Here is a 15,571-nt window from a genome sequence, read left to right on the forward strand (position 1 = left end):
TGAGAATATTATTGAAGGAATAATTTATTTTATTATTTTTGCGAAATATACGTTTTTTGATAACCAAAGGTTTTATATGACACTACTTGATGCCATCACTTGCCTATTGCCACGCTTAGCTGAAAACCAGCGTAAAATTGCGCAATTTATCCTCGAAAACCCCGAAAAAGTATTGAATTTATCATCACAACAGTTAGCTGAAGTTTTGGATGTTAGCCAATCGGCTATTGTTAAATTTAGTCAAAAAATTGGCGTGAAAGGATACCCTGCGCTTAAGCTGGCGCTGAGCGAGATTATTGGGCGTCAGCAACTCGATGATGCGAACCCACACATTGCTTTGCACAATCGAATTGCACAGGAAGATAATTTGATGGTGGTGGCTCAAAAATTGGCAATGGAAAAAAATTATTCCATTACTGAAACGACAAAGCATATTGATTTTAAATTATTTGAAAAGATAGTGAATACCATTGATAAATCGCAGCGAGTACAAATTGTTGGCATTGGCGGTTCTGGATTAACCGCAAAAGATTTAAGTTATAAATTACAAAAAATTGGTATTACAACCTTAGTTGAAAGCGATCACCATGTGCAGATTACAGCGGCATTAACCTTAAATTCTAATGATACGCAGATTGTTATTTCATTTTCGGGTAAGCGTAAAGATATGTTAACCGCAGCGAGTATTGGTCGTAAGCAAGGGGCTACAATTGTTGCGATTACTCGGGATCGGCATTCACCTTTAGCGCAACTTTCTGATTACGTGCTAGAAAGTATCGCAGAAGAGAACGAATGGCGTAGTTCTTCTATTTCTTCAAGAACGGCTCAAAATACCTTAACGGACTTGTTATTCATGGCATTACTGCAAAAGCGAGAAGCAAAAGCCAAGTCGCTAGTGATGAATGCGAGAGTGATGATCAACCGCTTAGATGAGTAGACTATTGAGAGGGGATAACTTTGCAAAGTTGGCTCATCTGCGTTAAGACTAATATAGGATAACCGCGATAAATAGAGGATTATTGATGAGAGCACTGATCGTTTATACGGAATTAACCGATGATGATTCCGTTATTAGTCATGCAGTGGCAAGGCTGGCGAGTGAGTTGAATGATGAACATGTTGAAACGGTCATTATTCGCGATTTTGAAGATGGACTTGCTTACATTCGTTCAAATACCAGTATTGATTGCTTATTGTACGGGCGAGATATGTCCGATAAAGGCGAACAAGTTCAGGCTCATCAGTTAATTACGCAGTTACATCGCCGGCAGGAAGATGTGCCTGTTTTTTTATTGAGTGATAGGGAAGAAGCGCTGGTGGCTTTTGACCGAAAAATGATGGAACAAGTTGATGAATTTGCTTGGATTTTAGAAGATTCTGCCGACTTCATTGCGGGCCGAGTATTGGCTGCCATTATTCGCTATCGTGCCCAGTTATTACCGCCGTTGATGAAAAGTTTGATGAAATACAGCGATGTGCATGAGTACTCATGGGCAGCGCCGGGGCATCAAGGTGGTGTTGGGTTTACGAAAACACCCGCAGGGCGCATTTATCACGATTTCTTTGGTGAAAATTTATTCCGTACTGATATTGGTATCGAACGTGTTGCAATTGGTTCGCTACTTGACCATACAGGGGCATTTGGTGAGTGCGAAAAAAATGCCGCGCGTATTTTTGGTGCAGACCAGTCATATTCCGTTGTCGTCGGAACATCAGGCTCTAACCGAACTATTATGCAAGCCTGTATGACAGATGAAGATGTCGTCGTGATTGACCGTAACTGCCATAAATCTATCGAACAAGGGTTGATTTTAACGGGGGCTAAACCCGTTTATATGATCCCAAGCCGCAACCGGTATGGCATTATCGGCCCGATTTATCCTCAAGAAATGTCCCCAGAATCTATCGCCACTAAAATTGCACAAAACCCACTGACCGCGGATAAAGCTGGGCAACAACCCGCTTATAGTGTGGTGACAAATTGTACCTATGACGGTGTTTGCTATAACGCTCGCAAGGTGCAGGATTTACTGGATAAATCGTTAGATAGAATTCATTTTGATGAAGCATGGTACGGCTATGCTCGCTTTAATCCTATTTATCATGATCATTTTGCAATGCGTGATGAAGTTAGACACGACAATGAGCCGACGATTTTCGCCACGCATTCTACACATAAATTATTAAATGCACTCTCACAGGCTTCATTTATTCATGTGAGAAATGGGCGCAACGCGATTGATTTTAATCGGTTTAATCAAGCGTATCATATGCATGCGACAACCTCGCCGTTATATGCGATTTGCGCCTCAAATGATATTGCTGCCGATATGATGGATGGCAATAGTGGGCGCTCATTAACCGATGAAGTTATCCGTGAATCTATCGATTTCCGACAATCTTTAGGTTATCTGTACAAAGAATTTCTCAATGATGACGAATGGTTCTTTAAGCCATGGAATCAGGAAATGGTCAAAGATCCGGTAACAGGTAAGCGCTATGCCTTTGAAGATGCGCCTGTTGAATTATTGATGAAAGAGCAAAGCTGTTGGGTGATGAATCCTGAAGATAAATGGCATGGGTTCAAAGATATCCCTGAAAATTGGGCGATGCTTGACCCGATTAAAGTCAGTATTCTATCGCCGGGAATGGGAAGTGATGGGCGCTTATTAGATAGCGGAGTGCCCGCCGCACTGGTTACTGCGTGGTTGAATCATTACGGTATTGTGCCAACAAGAACCACCGATTTCCAGATTATGTTCCTGTTTTCTATGGGGATTACCAAAGGCAAATGGGGCACATTGGTCAATGCATTACTTTCTTTCAAACGCCATTACGATAACAACACCTCACTGAAAAAGGTATTACCTGAAGTTGTAGAAAAAGACGTTGCGGTTTATGGGGAGCTAGGGTTGCGAGATCTTGGCGATAAAATGTTTGCTTATTTGCAGAAAAATAATCCGGGAAGCCAACTCAATCAAGCTTATGAGCACTTGCCACCGGTAATAATGAGTCCTCGAGCCGCTTATCAACAGATTGTGGCTAACCGTGTGGAAGCTGTTCCGTTAGATAATCTTGCGGGAAGAATAGCGGCAAACTCGATTATTCCTTATCCGCCGGGTATTCCGATGTTGCTATCGGGGGAAAGCTTTGGTGATAAAAATAGCCCGCATATCGGTTACTTACGTAGTCTTCAAGCCTGGGACAGTGAATTCCCCGGTTTTGAACATGAAACGGAAGGTACCGAAATCATTGATGGGCAGTATTATGTGATGTGTGTGAAATCGCAGAAGTAATCAAATAAAAAGAGCCAGTTATTCGCTGGCTCTCTTCGATTCGAGTTAATTCGAATATTTTAGACGTTAATATCGAGGTCGGTTGTCATCTGTTCCAACTGCTCTTGTAGCTCCATCCACGTCATTTCGACTTCTTCCAGTGCCGATTTTTGCTCAGTTTGTTTTTTCAAACACTCAGTCAACTCAGCTTTTTTATCTTGCTCATAAATAGCGGCGTCGGAAAGCTTGGCTTCTAATTCAGCGAGAGAAGCGGAATACTTCTCCATCTGTTTTTCTAACGTGGTGATTTTTTTACGGATAGGCTGGGTTGCTTGGCGGAATTCCGCTTCGCGACGTTTTTGATCTTTTCTGTCTTGTGCCGTCACAGTAGAGACACTCGCGGGGCGATCCTTTTCTTGAATGTCACGCGCTTGTTGTAGTTCCAGCTTATTTTGCTCGGCGAGCCACTGTTGGTAATCTTCTAAATCACCATCGAATTGCTCGACCATACCACCGTGAACAAGATAAAACTCATCCGTCGTTGAACGCAGTAAGTGCCTATCATGGGAAACCACAACCAAAGCGCCTTCGAAATCCATTAAAGCTTCGGTTAGGGCTTGGCGCATGTCTAAATCAAGGTGGTTAGTGGGTTCATCGAGTAACAAGAGGTTTGGACGTTGCCACACCACTAAAGCTAAAACTAAACGAGCTTTTTCCCCGCCCGAAAAGCGGCCTGTAGGGTCGGTGACTTGGTCGCCTTTAAAGCCAAAACCGCCTAAATAGTCGCGAAGCTGTTGCTCGGTTTCTTGTGGCGCTAGCCGAACAAGGTGCTGCAATGGTGACTCTTCAGCGTGTAAATATTCAAGTTGGTGCTGAGCGAAATAGCCTAATTTAATGCCTTTTGCTAGGGATACATCCCCGTGTAAAGGTTGTAAATCGCCAGCTAGCAACTTGATGAGTGTCGATTTACCTGCCCCATTTCGGCCTAATAAGCCAATACGTGAACCGGGGACTAAATTTAATTTAATCGAATTGAGGATGGTTTTTTCACCATAACCGGCACTCACTTTTTCCATTTTCAATAATGGATTCGGTAAACTTTCAGGCTTACGGAATGAAAAATGGAATGGGTTATCCACATGAGCTGGAGCGACCATTTCCATTTTTTCGAGCATTTTTATTCGACTTTGCGCTTGTTTTGCTTTGGTCGCTTGGGCTCTAAAACGGTCAATATAGCTTTGTAAATGCGCGGCTTTAACTTGCTGGCTTTCATATAATGACTGCTGCTGTGACAGTTTAGTGGCACGTTGGCGTTCGAATGAAGAATAGTTACCCGTATATTCGAACATACTTTCTTGCTCAATATGCAGCACTTTATCAATAATTGGATCGAGGAAATCCCTATCATGGGAAATCAAAATCAGTGTGCCGGTATAACTTTTAAGCCATTTTTCGAGCCAAATAACCGCATCTAAATCAAGGTGGTTAGTCGGTTCATCGAGTAATAATAAATCTGAGCGGCAAAGCAGTGCTTGTGCAAGATTCAAACGCATACGCCACCCGCCAGAGAATGATTTCACTGGGGATTGCAGTTGTGCTTGGCTGAAGCCCAAACCATGTAGCAGGCTAGACGCACGAGAGTGGATAGTCCAGGCATCGATGGCATCAAGTTGCCCATGAACCGTTGCGATAGCATGACCATCATTTTGTTCATTGGCTTGCAGAAGCTTTTGTTCAAGTAAACGATATTCACGATCGCCATCAATCACATATTCGAGGGCGGGGACGTCAAGAGCCGGTGTTTCTTGGTTAACCCATGCAAGTGACCATGTGCTGGGAAAAGTCGCCGAGCCAGCCTCTGCCTGTAACTCACCTTTTAACAGTGCAAGTAATGTCGATTTTCCACAGCCGTTTTTACCAACTAACCCGACTTTTTGTCCTGGGTTGATAGTCGCAGTTGCATTGTCCAATAGAACACGTACACCTCGGCGAATTTGTAGCGAAGAGAAAACAATCATAGAAACCGTTTAAAATATGTTAAATTATTTAGGATATATAAATTCAGCAAATAAAGTGATAGCTGAAGTATATTGAGCGTAAAATACGTTTATCAGGCAGCATGGTAACGGAAAATTATCCGTCTGACACGCCTTTGAGGAGGGAAAGATGTCAAATATACCGAAAGTATTAGTGGTCTACGCTCATCCAGATCCTGATGAATCGGTCGCCAATAAGGCGCTACTAAGGGCTATACATGATCTTGAACATGTAACAGTCCATGATTTATACGCAACTTATCCCGATTATTTTATCGATGTCACCGCAGAACAAAAGCGACTTTGTCTGCATGATGTGATTGTGTTTCAGCATCCGCTGTACACTTACAGTTGCCCCGCATTATTGAAAGAGTGGTTCGACCGTGTGTTAACCCGCCGCTTTGCTACCGAGATGGGATATCAAAAATTAAAAGGTAAATATTGGCGATCGGTGATCACCACGGGGGAAACGCAGGAGGCTTATCAACATAATGGACTCAATCAATACCCGCTGGCTGAAATATTACGTCCATTCGAACTGACGGCCACCATGTGTGAAATGCAATGGTTAGAGCCTAATATTATTTATGCCGCCCGTCGACAAACACCCACACATTTCCAGCAGATGATTGATGGCTATAGGCAATGGATGGAACAACCACTAAATGCTGAGGGACAGTCTTAATGTCAGAGTTGGGTCTATTTGAATCCGTCATTATTTTTCTTTGTGCTGGCGTGGTGATGGTACCTATCGCCCAAAAAATTCGCTTGGGAGCGGTACTGGGTTATTTGCTTGCGGGTATTGTAATAGGCCCATTTGTACTGGGATTTATTCATAACGTTGATGACATCTTACATTTCTCTGAGATGGGCGTTGTTTTTCTCATGTTTTTAATCGGCTTAGAACTTAAACCGTCTAAACTTTGGGAACTGAGACGTTCAATTTTTGGTATCGGTACTGCTCAAGTCCTTGTTACTGCAATAATTATGTCAGGGTTGCTTTATCTGGCTAAATTCTCTTGGCAGGCGGCGATTGTGGGTGGTCTTGGCATGGCGATGTCGTCGACAGCCATGGCATTACAACTGATGAACGAAAAAGGCATGTCCAATAAAGAAAGTGGGCAACTTGGGTTCTCGGTGTTGTTGTTCCAAGATATGGCCGTGATCCCAATTATGGCATTGATCCCTTTATTTGCGGGGGACACAGGAAGTAGTGACTGGTATAAAATTGGGTTAAAAGTAATTGCGTTTGCGGGTTTATGGGTGGTGGGACGCTATTTATTGCGTCCGTTGTTCCGGCTAGTGGCAAAATCAGGTGTGCATGAAATTTTTACCGCCGCGGCATTGTTGGTGGTCTTAGGGTCAGCGTTGATAATGGAAAGTCTGGGTTTTTCCATGGCTTTAGGCACCTTTATGGCGGGGGTGATGTTAGCAGAAACCGAATTTCGCCATGAGCTTGAAATTAATATCGAACCCTTTAAAGGCTTGCTATTGGGATTGTTTTTTATCTCGGTCGGTATGTCATTAAACCTGCAAATTTTATGGTCTTATTTACCGCAAGTATTAATTGCAGTGGCGACACTTGTCGCGGTAAAAGCGTTGGTTCTCTATAGCCTTGGTTTGATAGCCAAATTGAGAAGAGGGGCAAGAGCCCAATTTTCCGGTGTGCTGAGTCAAGGTGGGGAATTTGCCTTTGTTATTTATGCCACCGCATCCGGTGCAAGTGTCATCAGCGAAATGCAGATGGATTTATTGCTGGTGGTGGTCACACTTTCGATGATGACTACGCCACTTGTGATGCAGTTGATAGATGCCTATCTTAACTATCGTTATAATCAACAGCCAGTTTCAAGTGAAAAACCGTTTGTGGAAGATAACGACCCACATGTGATATTAGTCGGTTTTGGTCGAATGGGGCAAGTTGTCGGCCGTTTGTTAATGGCTAATAAAGTTAAAATAACGGTGCTTGAACAAGATGTTAGTGCAATTAGTACTATGCGACGTTATGGCTACACGGTTTATTATGGTGATGCGAGAGAATTGCAGCTACTACGTTCGGCAGGGGCAGATAAAGCCAAAGCAATTGTGATCACCAGTGATGTTCCTGAAGAAGTGATGGAAATTGTACGAATTTGCCAAGAAAATTTCCCTAATTTGCATATTATTGCACGAGCCAAAGGGCGTTTTGAAGCCCATGAGCTATTACAAAGTGGCGTAAAAGATTTTAGCCGTGAAACATTCTCAAGTGCATTAGAGTTAGGAAGCAAAGCATTAATTAGTACTGGGATGCATCCCCATAAAGCTTATCGTGCGAAGCAACACTTTCGTCGACTGGATATGCGTGTATTAAGAGATGTGATCCCAGAAAATGAAAACAGTGATAGCGGGCAAATTTCGCGTATTAAAGAGGCGCGCCGTGAATTGAATGATCTTTTTGAGAAAGAAATGCAAAGAGAGCACCGGCAGCCCCATAGCTGGAATAAAGAACAGTAAAGGTATAAAAATGGCTTCAACTCGTAAACGGTTTATTGCAGGTGCTACCTGCCCGAAATGTCGGTCACAAGATACACTAATGATGTGGCGGGAAGATAAAATTGATGTTGTCGAATGTGTGAATTGTGGTGACCAACAGCGCCAAGCGGATGATGGGGCAACTGAACATGTGAGAAAACAAGAGAAAGTGATTGGCATTTTTACACCAGAGTAAGAGAAATTTGTCAATTCTCAATACAGCACCATTGTTTTCCGGTACAATATAGCAAAAATTTTCCCCTCTCGGGTCGTAGGAGATGTCATGAAAGTAGCAAAAGACTTGGTAATCAGCTTGGCTTATCAAGTAAGAACAGAAGACGGTGTTTTAGTTGATGAGTCGCCAACAAGTGCGCCAATGGACTACCTACATGGTCGTGGTTCTTTAATTTCTGGTTTGGAAAAAGCATTAGATGGCCGCGCAGTTGGTGATCATTTTGATGTTGAAGTTGCTTCAGATGACGCATATGGTCAATATGACGAAAACCTCGTTCAACGTGTTCCTAAAGATGTTTTTATGGGTGTTGATGAACTTGAAGTTGGTATGCGTTTCTTAGCTGATACTGACATGGGTCCAGTACCTGTTGAAATCACCGGTATTGAAGGTGATGAAGTTATCGTTGACGGTAACCACATGTTAGCAGGTCAAAACCTGAAATTTAATGTTGAAGTCATGGCAATCCGTGAAGCAACTGAAGAAGAAATCGCACATGGACACGTTCATGGTGCAGATGGTCACGACCATGACCACGATCACGAAGGTGGTTGTTGTGGCGGTGGCGGTCATGAACATGGTCATAGCCATGGTTCAGAAGGCGGTTGTTGCGGCGGTGGCGAAGGTCACGGCAAGAAACAAGGCGGCTGCGGCTGTCACTAATTCTTAGCGATAAGCTGAGTATTAGCGTTTTAGAAAAAAGGAAAGCCTAGGCTTTCCTTTTTTGTATCCACATTATTTTGGTCTATATTTAAACAGTTATTAATAATGGGGTGGTGGAGTTTCTTCTTCAGGCCTAGCGAGATGTGAATCTTGTGAAGATTTCAGCCTTTCCGCCACAATACGTAAATGTTCTTGCATACGAGTCAATTGCATCTGCTGCTCAGTAATAACTTGGTTAAGTTGCTCGATAGTCAATTCTTGGAAAGCAACTTTGCTTTCTAAAAGTTCTAAACGCTGTTCAAAAAAGGAAGACAAATCCATTTAAGATGCTCCTGATGGTTTCTTATCATAAAAAAACTATCATAATCACCGAACATTACAAATCAATAGATAAGTTTTAGTTAAAGAGATATGCGTTGAAACCTCTTTTTGTTAATGTTGTCTAAGAAGTTCTCATATTTATTTATTAACGAATAGCGGTTTCTTAATATAGTAAAACGCTATCAATAAAATTGAATACACAATTACTCGAATAAAAGTCATCGGAGATTAGGATGAAATCACTGTTTAAGGCAAGTCTTCTCGCAACTACGTTAGCATTTACCTTTGCTGCTCCACAAGTTATGGCCGCAGAAACCAAAGCGGAAAGTAACAGCGCATTTAAAAATGCAGAAGAACGTAATGCGTATGCACTTGGTGCCTCTTTAGGCCGCTACATGCAAAACTCGCTAGAAGAGCAAAAAACCATTGGCATCAATCTGGACAAAGCCCAATTATTGGCAGGTGTTCAAGATGCATTTAGCGGCAAAAGCAAAATGAGCGATGCTGAAGTTGAAGAAACACTTCGTCAGTTTGAAGGTCAAGTAAAAGAAGCTGCTGAGAAAAAAATGAAAACTGAATCAGTTGCTAATGAGAAAAAAAGCGCTGAGTATCGTGAAAAATATGCTAAAGAAAAAGGCGTAGTTAAAACTAAATCTGGCCTTCTGTATAAAATTGAGAAAGAAGGAACAGGCGCTAAGCCTAAAGCCGATGAGACGGTTGTCGTACACTATAAAGGCTCATTAATTGATGGTACTGAATTTGATAGCTCATATTCACGTAACGAACCGCTAACTATTCCATTAAATTCAGTCATTAAAGGTTGGACTGAAGGTTTAGCTAACGTGAAGAAAGGTGGAAAAATTCAATTAGTCATTCCAGCTGACCTCGCTTATGGGGAAAATGGTGTTCCAGGTATTCCTGCTAACTCCACATTAATATTCGATGTTGAATTATTAGATATTAAACCTGCAGCTAAATAAGCGCATTAAACTTATCTTAGTACGAAAACCCAGAGCCTATCTGGGTTTTTTTGTTTTATACTCTTGGTAAGCACAACTTAGAATAGAAACACTTATTTCAGAGAAACGATTAATTTCCTAAGAAGTTTATTGAAGTATCGTATAAAAAAAACGTAATTTGTTTAAAACTTGTGATAAAACATACTCTCTTGCATTCATTCGCTTGACGGCGAGGCCCCGTAGTTTTAACTTCAATATATTCAATTTTATTTTTTATCATCACATTTGTTGACTACGCACGATGAAATGAAGGCAAATTAGTCGAATAATGAATGCCTCATTAGTTAACTTGATGAATTTTTAGCATTAGAAGGATGATGTTTAAAATGTCAGATTCTTTACAGTCACATGATCTCAGCGATATCAATATATTAAATAACCAGCCTTTCACTGAGACAGACCACGAAATATTAAAATCTTACGAGGCGGCCGTTGATGGCCTTGCTATGCTCATCGGCGAGCATTGTGAAATTGTTCTGCATTCGTTGGAAGATTTAAACCATTCAGCGGTGAAAATAGCCAATGGGCAACATACGGGGCGTCAAATAGGCTCACCCATTACCGATCTGGCCTTAAGAATGCTACATGATATGGCCGACGAAGATTCAAATGCCTCCAAAGCGTATTTCACTAAAGCCAAAAGTGGCGACTTGATGAAATCCGTGACAATTGCTATTCGTAATCGTAAGCAACGTGTAATTGGTCTTTTATGTATCAATATGAACTTGGATGTCCCATTTTCAGAAATTATTAAATCATTTATACCTGAAGAAAAACAAGAGATTACCTCAGATGTTAACTTTGCATCTTCAGTGGATGACCTGGTTGCTCAAACGTTGGAATACACTATCGAAGAAGTGGGTGGTGATCGTAACGTTTCTAATAATGCCAAGAATAAGCAAGTTGTTTTGAATTTATATGAAAAAGGGATATTCGACATTAAAGACGCGATTAACCAAGTTGCAGATCGTCTGAATATTTCTAAGCATACGGTTTACTTGTATATTCGTCAGTTTAAGAATGAATAATTCGAATCCTCTGACATACTGTTTGTTAGTCACAGGACCCGCGTACGGCACTCAGCAAGCAACGAGTGCCTACCAGTTTGCTAATGCCCTTGTAGAAGAAGGGCATTGCTTAAAAACATTATTTTTTTATAGTGATGGTGTTTTGAATGCAAACAAACTGACTTCACCCGCAACCGATGAATTCAATTTAGTCCAAGCGTGGCAACAACTCGCTAAGCAATCGGGTTGTGAAATGCATATCTGTGTTTCTGCCGCATTGCGTCGAGGCGTAGTTGATACCGAACAAGCTAAATTATTATCATTATCGACAAATAATTTATGCGATGGTTTTATCATGAGTGGGCTTGGTAGCTTGGCTGAAGCTGTTATGACGACAGATAGAACGATACAATTTTAAGATTAAGTATAATCGAAGGCTACGTGTGAAAAAAATCGCTTTTGTCTTTACCTCTATGCCCCATGGAAATTCGAGTGGGCGAGAAGGGTTAGATGCATTGCTCGCAACTTCAGCATTGACCGACGAAATTTATGTGTTTTTTATTTCAGATGGTGTTTGCCAGATATTGGCTAATCAAAAACCGAGTGAAATTTTAGCCAGAGACTATATTGCGACATTTAAAATATTACCATTGTATGACATTGAAAATATTTATCTTTGTACTGACTCATTAGGCGAAAGAGGTATTAGTGAGCAAAGTGATTGGGTTGTTTCGCCTCAATTATTAAACGCAATTCAAATACGAGATAAAATATCGACATGTGATGTTGTGCTTAGATTCTGAACTATTCCCAACATAATTTAAGTATTGATCTTCAGTAGGATCCCTCCTATGCTTTATACTATAGCAACGTCCCCCTTTCATTGTGATTTTTCGGCATTACTGCGTTTAATCACCAATCAAGATGCTGTTTTGCTGATTCAAGATGGTGTGATTGCGGCAATTGAGCAATCAAAATATCTTAATGAATTACAAAATACAGGTGCTCAGATTTATGTCTTGGAAGCCGATGTTGTTGCCCGTGGATTGCAAAATAAAATCTCAGAGGCGGTTTCTCTCATCAGTTATCAGGGTTTTGTTCGGCTAACAGAAGCCCATAAACAACATTTTTCGCTTTAAAAGCACTAAAAGTTGTATATTTCTTGACACCTGAGCCAGTCGGCAATAAAATTTCGCGTCCTCGTGTATCGTCATTCTGGCGAACGAGGTCGAAATCCGTGTTTACGAAGCAAAAAATCAGGAGCTTTTTTAATAATGGCAACTATTAACCAGCTGGTACGCAAATCCCGTAGCTCGAAAGTTGTGAAAAGCAACGTTCCAGCACTGGAAGCTTGCCCGCAAAAACGTGGCGTATGTACTCGTGTATATACTACCACTCCAAAAAAACCTAACTCAGCATTACGTAAAGTATGCCGTGTCCGTTTAACTAACGGTTATGAAGTTTCTTCCTACATTGGTGGTGAAGGCCACAACTTGCAGGAACACTCCGTAATTCTTATCCGTGGTGGTCGTGTTAAAGACTTGCCAGGTGTGCGTTATCACACCGTTCGCGGTGCACTTGACTGTTCAGGTGTTAAAGACCGCAAACAAGCACGTTCTAAATACGGCGCTAAAAAGCCTAAGGCTTAATGGATACCCGTTAAGTAAGGCCAAACATTTTTAATCTTAATGTCAAAATAAACTCGTAGAGTTTTGGACAAACCTGAATTAACAACGGAGTCATATCCATGCCACGTCGTCGCGTAATAGGTCAACGTAAAATTCTTCCAGATCCTAAGTTCGGATCAGAATTACTGGCCAAGTTTGTAAATATCCTGATGGTAGACGGGAAAAAATCTACCGCTGAAGCAATCGTATATAGCGCACTTGAGACTCTGGCTCAGCGTTCTGGTAAAGTTGCGCTTGATGCATTCGAATTAGCACTTGATAACGTGCGTCCGACTGTGGAAGTTAAATCTCGCCGTGTTGGTGGTTCAACTTATCAGGTTCCTGTTGAAGTTCGCCCGGTTCGTCGTAATGCTCTAGCAATGCGTTGGATCGTTGATGCTGCTCGTAAACGCGGTGATAAGTCAATGGCACTTCGCCTGGCAAATGAACTAGCAGATGCAGCTGAGAACAAAGGTTCATCCGTTAAGAAACGTGAAGACGTTCACCGTATGGCAGAAGCTAACAAAGCGTTCGCACACTACCGCTGGTAAGTTCCATAGGTTAGTGATGTATCTCAGGGTAGCTATTTGCTGCCCTTTATATGATGAATTGAACGCCCACGAGAGAGGAAAACATGGCCCGTCAAACGCCCATAGCACGCTATCGTAATATCGGTATCAGTGCTCACATCGACGCCGGTAAGACAACAACTTCTGAACGTATTCTGTTTTATACAGGTGTAAACCATAAAATTGGTGAAACTCACGAAGGTGCTGCAACAATGGACTGGATGGAGCAGGAGCAAGAGCGTGGTATTACTATCACATCTGCTGCGACTACTGCATTCTGGTCTGGCATGGCAAAACAGTATGAGCCACACCGTATCAATATCATCGACACCCCAGGACACGTTGACTTCACTATCGAAGTAGAACGTTCAATGCGTGTTCTTGATGGCGCAGTAATGGTTTACTGTGCAGTCGGTGGTGTTCAGCCGCAGTCTGAAACTGTATGGCGTCAAGCTAATAAATATAAAGTTCCACGTATCGCGTTCGTTAATAAAATGGACCGTATGGGTGCGAACTACTTACGTGTTGTTGAGCAATTGAAAACACGTTTAGCGGCAAACCCAGTTCCACTGCAAATTCCAGTTGGCGCAGAAGAATCATTCACTGGTGTTGTTGACTTGATCAAAATGAAAGCGATCAAGTGGAGTGATGAAGATCAGGGTGTTACTTTCGAATACGAAGACATCCCAGCAAATCTGCAAGAACTGTCAGAAGAGTGGCACAACTACCTAGTTGAATCCGCAGCAGAAGCATCAGAAGAACTGATGGAGAAATATCTGGGCGGAGAAGAACTGACTGAAGCAGAGATCAAAGCAGCTCTACGTCAGCGCGTTCTTGCTAGCGAAATTATTCTAGTCACCTGTGGTTCTGCATTTAAGAACAAAGGTGTTCAGGCGATGCTAGATGCAGTTGTTGATTTCTTACCAGCACCTACCGATGTAACAGCAATTAACGGTATATTGGATGATGGTAAAGATACTCCAGCTGAACGTCATGCAAGTGATGATGAGCCGTTCTCAGCGCTAGCATTTAAAATTGCAACTGACCCGTTCGTGGGTAACCTGACATTCTTCCGTGTTTACTCCGGTGTTGTTAATTCAGGTGATACCGTACTGAACCCAGTTAAATCTAAAAAAGAGCGTTTTGGCCGTATCGTTCAGATGCATGCTAACAAGCGTGAAGAGATTAAAGAAGTTCGCGCTGGTGACATCGCAGCTGCTATCGGTCTGAAAGATGTAACGACAGGTGATACTTTGTGTGCTATCGATGCACCTATTATCCTTGAGCGTATGGAATTCCCAGAGCCAGTAATCTCTGTTGCAATTGAACCAAAAACAAAAGCTGACCAAGAAAGAATGGGTATTGCTCTAGGCCGTTTGGCTCAAGAAGATCCATCTTTCCGCGTATCAAGTGATGAAGAAACTAATCAGACTATCATCGCGGGTATGGGTGAGTTGCACTTAGACGTTCTGGTTGACCGTATGCGTCGTGAATTTAAAGTTGAAGCGAACGTTGGTAAACCTCAGGTTGCTTACCGTGAAACCATCCAGATTGAAGTTAAGGATGTTGAAGGTAAACACGCCAAACAGTCTGGTGGTCGTGGTCAGTTCGGTCATGTCTTAATTGATATGTACCCACTGAACAAAAAAGACAAAGACGGTGTCGAGATGAACTATGAGTTCATCAATGAAATCAAAGGTGGTGTAATTCCTACGGAATATATCCCTGCGGTTGACAAAGGTATCCAAGAACAACTGAAATCAGGCCCATTAGCGGGTTATCCTGTTGTTAAATTGGGTGTTCGCCTACATTACGGTTCATACCATGATGTTGACTCCTCTGAATTGGCATTTAAATTGGCAGCATCGCTGGCATTTAAAGATGGCTTCAAAAGAGCTAAACCCGTTCTGCTTGAGCCAATCATGAAAGTTGAGGTGGAAACACCAGAAGACTACATGGGCGATGTAATTGGTGACCTTAACCGCCGCCGTGGTATTATTGAAGGCATGGACGATCTACCTACTGGTAAAATCGTTCGCGCACAAGTACCATTGTCTGAAATGTTCGGTTATGCTACTGACCTGCGTTCCCAGACACAAGGTCGTGCTTCATACTCTATGGAGTTCCTGAAGTACAATGAAGCACCAAACAACGTTGCACAAGCTGTTATTGAAGCTCGTAACGCTAAATAATCGATTTTTATCGATTTAACTACTTTAATTTAAGTTCCTTCTTTATCGTGAAGAGGGAACTCCATAAGGAATAGAGTCG

General features: G+C 42.0%; 16 protein-coding genes. 14 read left to right on the top strand and 2 right to left on the bottom strand.

What is annotated here, in order from left to right:
- The first annotated feature begins 76 nt into the window (after positions 1-76).
- Together M998_RS12355 and adiA are read left to right on the top strand one after the other, a co-directional pair.
- On the top strand, positions 77-937 hold the full coding sequence (locus M998_RS12355; protein ID WP_068439021.1) for an SIS domain-containing protein: 861 nt from the start codon (positions 77-79) through the stop codon (positions 935-937).
- 85 nt (positions 938-1,022) lie between these two features.
- On the top strand, positions 1,023-3,296 hold the full coding sequence (gene adiA / locus M998_RS12360) for an arginine decarboxylase (RefSeq protein WP_068909110.1): 2,274 nt from the start codon (positions 1,023-1,025) through the stop codon (positions 3,294-3,296).
- Between the two features lie 59 nt (positions 3,297-3,355).
- Here adiA and M998_RS12365 read toward each other — a convergent pair whose 3' ends face one another.
- Positions 3,356-5,293, bottom strand: coding sequence for an ABC transporter ATP-binding protein (locus M998_RS12365; RefSeq protein WP_068909112.1), 1,938 nt, complete (start codon positions 5,291-5,293; stop codon positions 3,356-3,358).
- 148 nt (positions 5,294-5,441) lie between these two features.
- Here M998_RS12365 and kefG point away from each other — a divergent pair, with 148 nt between their 5' ends.
- The 4 genes from kefG (at position 5,442) to slyD (ending at position 8,717) form a co-directional block, all read left to right on the top strand.
- Positions 5,442-5,996: a glutathione-regulated potassium-efflux system ancillary protein KefG gene (kefG, locus tag M998_RS12370; RefSeq protein WP_068909113.1), complete on the top strand. Its 555-nt coding sequence runs from the start codon at positions 5,442-5,444 to the stop codon at positions 5,994-5,996.
- Complete coding sequence (gene kefB / locus M998_RS12375; protein WP_068438434.1) at positions 5,996-7,804, top strand: glutathione-regulated potassium-efflux system protein KefB; 1,809 nt, start codon at positions 5,996-5,998, stop codon at positions 7,802-7,804. The genes kefG and kefB overlap by 1 nt, the downstream gene beginning before the upstream one ends.
- 10 nt (positions 7,805-7,814) lie before the next feature.
- Entirely contained in the window at positions 7,815-8,018 is a 204-nt protein-coding gene (locus tag M998_RS12380; protein WP_068438431.1) for a YheV family putative zinc ribbon protein, read from the top strand.
- A gap of 87 nt (positions 8,019-8,105) precedes the next feature.
- Positions 8,106-8,717 (top strand): peptidylprolyl isomerase, encoded by a 612-nt coding sequence (gene slyD / locus M998_RS12385; RefSeq protein ID WP_068438428.1) that lies wholly within the window; start codon positions 8,106-8,108, stop codon positions 8,715-8,717.
- 99 nt (positions 8,718-8,816) lie between these two features.
- Here the strand turns inward: slyD and M998_RS12390 are convergent, their stop codons facing one another.
- Positions 8,817-9,038 (bottom strand): SlyX family protein, encoded by a 222-nt coding sequence (locus M998_RS12390; protein ID WP_068909115.1) that lies wholly within the window; start codon positions 9,036-9,038, stop codon positions 8,817-8,819.
- 233 nt (positions 9,039-9,271) lie between these two features.
- Between M998_RS12390 and fkpA the strand changes: the two genes are divergently transcribed.
- The 8 genes from fkpA to fusA all read left to right on the top strand — a co-directional run bounded on the left by fkpA (position 9,272) and on the right by fusA (position 15,492).
- Positions 9,272-10,018 (top strand): FKBP-type peptidyl-prolyl cis-trans isomerase, encoded by a 747-nt coding sequence (gene fkpA / locus M998_RS12395; RefSeq protein WP_068909116.1) that lies wholly within the window; start codon positions 9,272-9,274, stop codon positions 10,016-10,018.
- Between the two features lie 365 nt (positions 10,019-10,383).
- Positions 10,384-11,085: a helix-turn-helix transcriptional regulator gene (locus M998_RS12400; RefSeq protein ID WP_068438419.1), complete on the top strand. Its 702-nt coding sequence runs from the start codon at positions 10,384-10,386 to the stop codon at positions 11,083-11,085.
- Positions 11,078-11,482, top strand: a complete 405-nt coding sequence (tusD, locus tag M998_RS12405) for a sulfurtransferase complex subunit TusD (protein ID WP_068438417.1) — start codon at positions 11,078-11,080, stop codon at positions 11,480-11,482. The genes M998_RS12400 and tusD overlap by 8 nt, the downstream gene beginning before the upstream one ends.
- A gap of 25 nt (positions 11,483-11,507) precedes the next feature.
- Complete coding sequence (gene tusC, locus M998_RS12410; RefSeq protein ID WP_068438415.1) at positions 11,508-11,867, top strand: sulfurtransferase complex subunit TusC; 360 nt, start codon at positions 11,508-11,510, stop codon at positions 11,865-11,867.
- 48 nt (positions 11,868-11,915) lie between these two features.
- Positions 11,916-12,203 carry a sulfurtransferase complex subunit TusB gene (gene tusB, locus M998_RS12415; protein WP_068909118.1) on the top strand — a complete coding sequence of 96 codons (288 nt, stop codon included), beginning with the start codon at positions 11,916-11,918 and terminating at the stop codon, positions 12,201-12,203.
- A gap of 135 nt (positions 12,204-12,338) precedes the next feature.
- A complete protein-coding gene (gene rpsL, locus M998_RS12420) occupies positions 12,339-12,713 on the top strand; it encodes a 30S ribosomal protein S12 (protein ID WP_004923923.1) in 375 nt (124 codons plus the stop codon).
- Between the two features lie 98 nt (positions 12,714-12,811).
- On the top strand, positions 12,812-13,282 hold the full coding sequence (gene rpsG, locus M998_RS12425) for a 30S ribosomal protein S7 (RefSeq protein ID WP_068438409.1): 471 nt from the start codon (positions 12,812-12,814) through the stop codon (positions 13,280-13,282).
- Between the two features lie 83 nt (positions 13,283-13,365).
- On the top strand, positions 13,366-15,492 hold the full coding sequence (gene fusA / locus M998_RS12430; protein WP_068909120.1) for an elongation factor G: 2,127 nt from the start codon (positions 13,366-13,368) through the stop codon (positions 15,490-15,492).
- Positions 15,493-15,571: the final 79 nt, after the last annotated feature.

This window comes from Providencia heimbachae ATCC 35613, assembly GCF_001655055.1.
Taxonomy (GTDB): Bacteria; Pseudomonadota; Gammaproteobacteria; order Enterobacterales; family Enterobacteriaceae; genus Providencia; species Providencia heimbachae.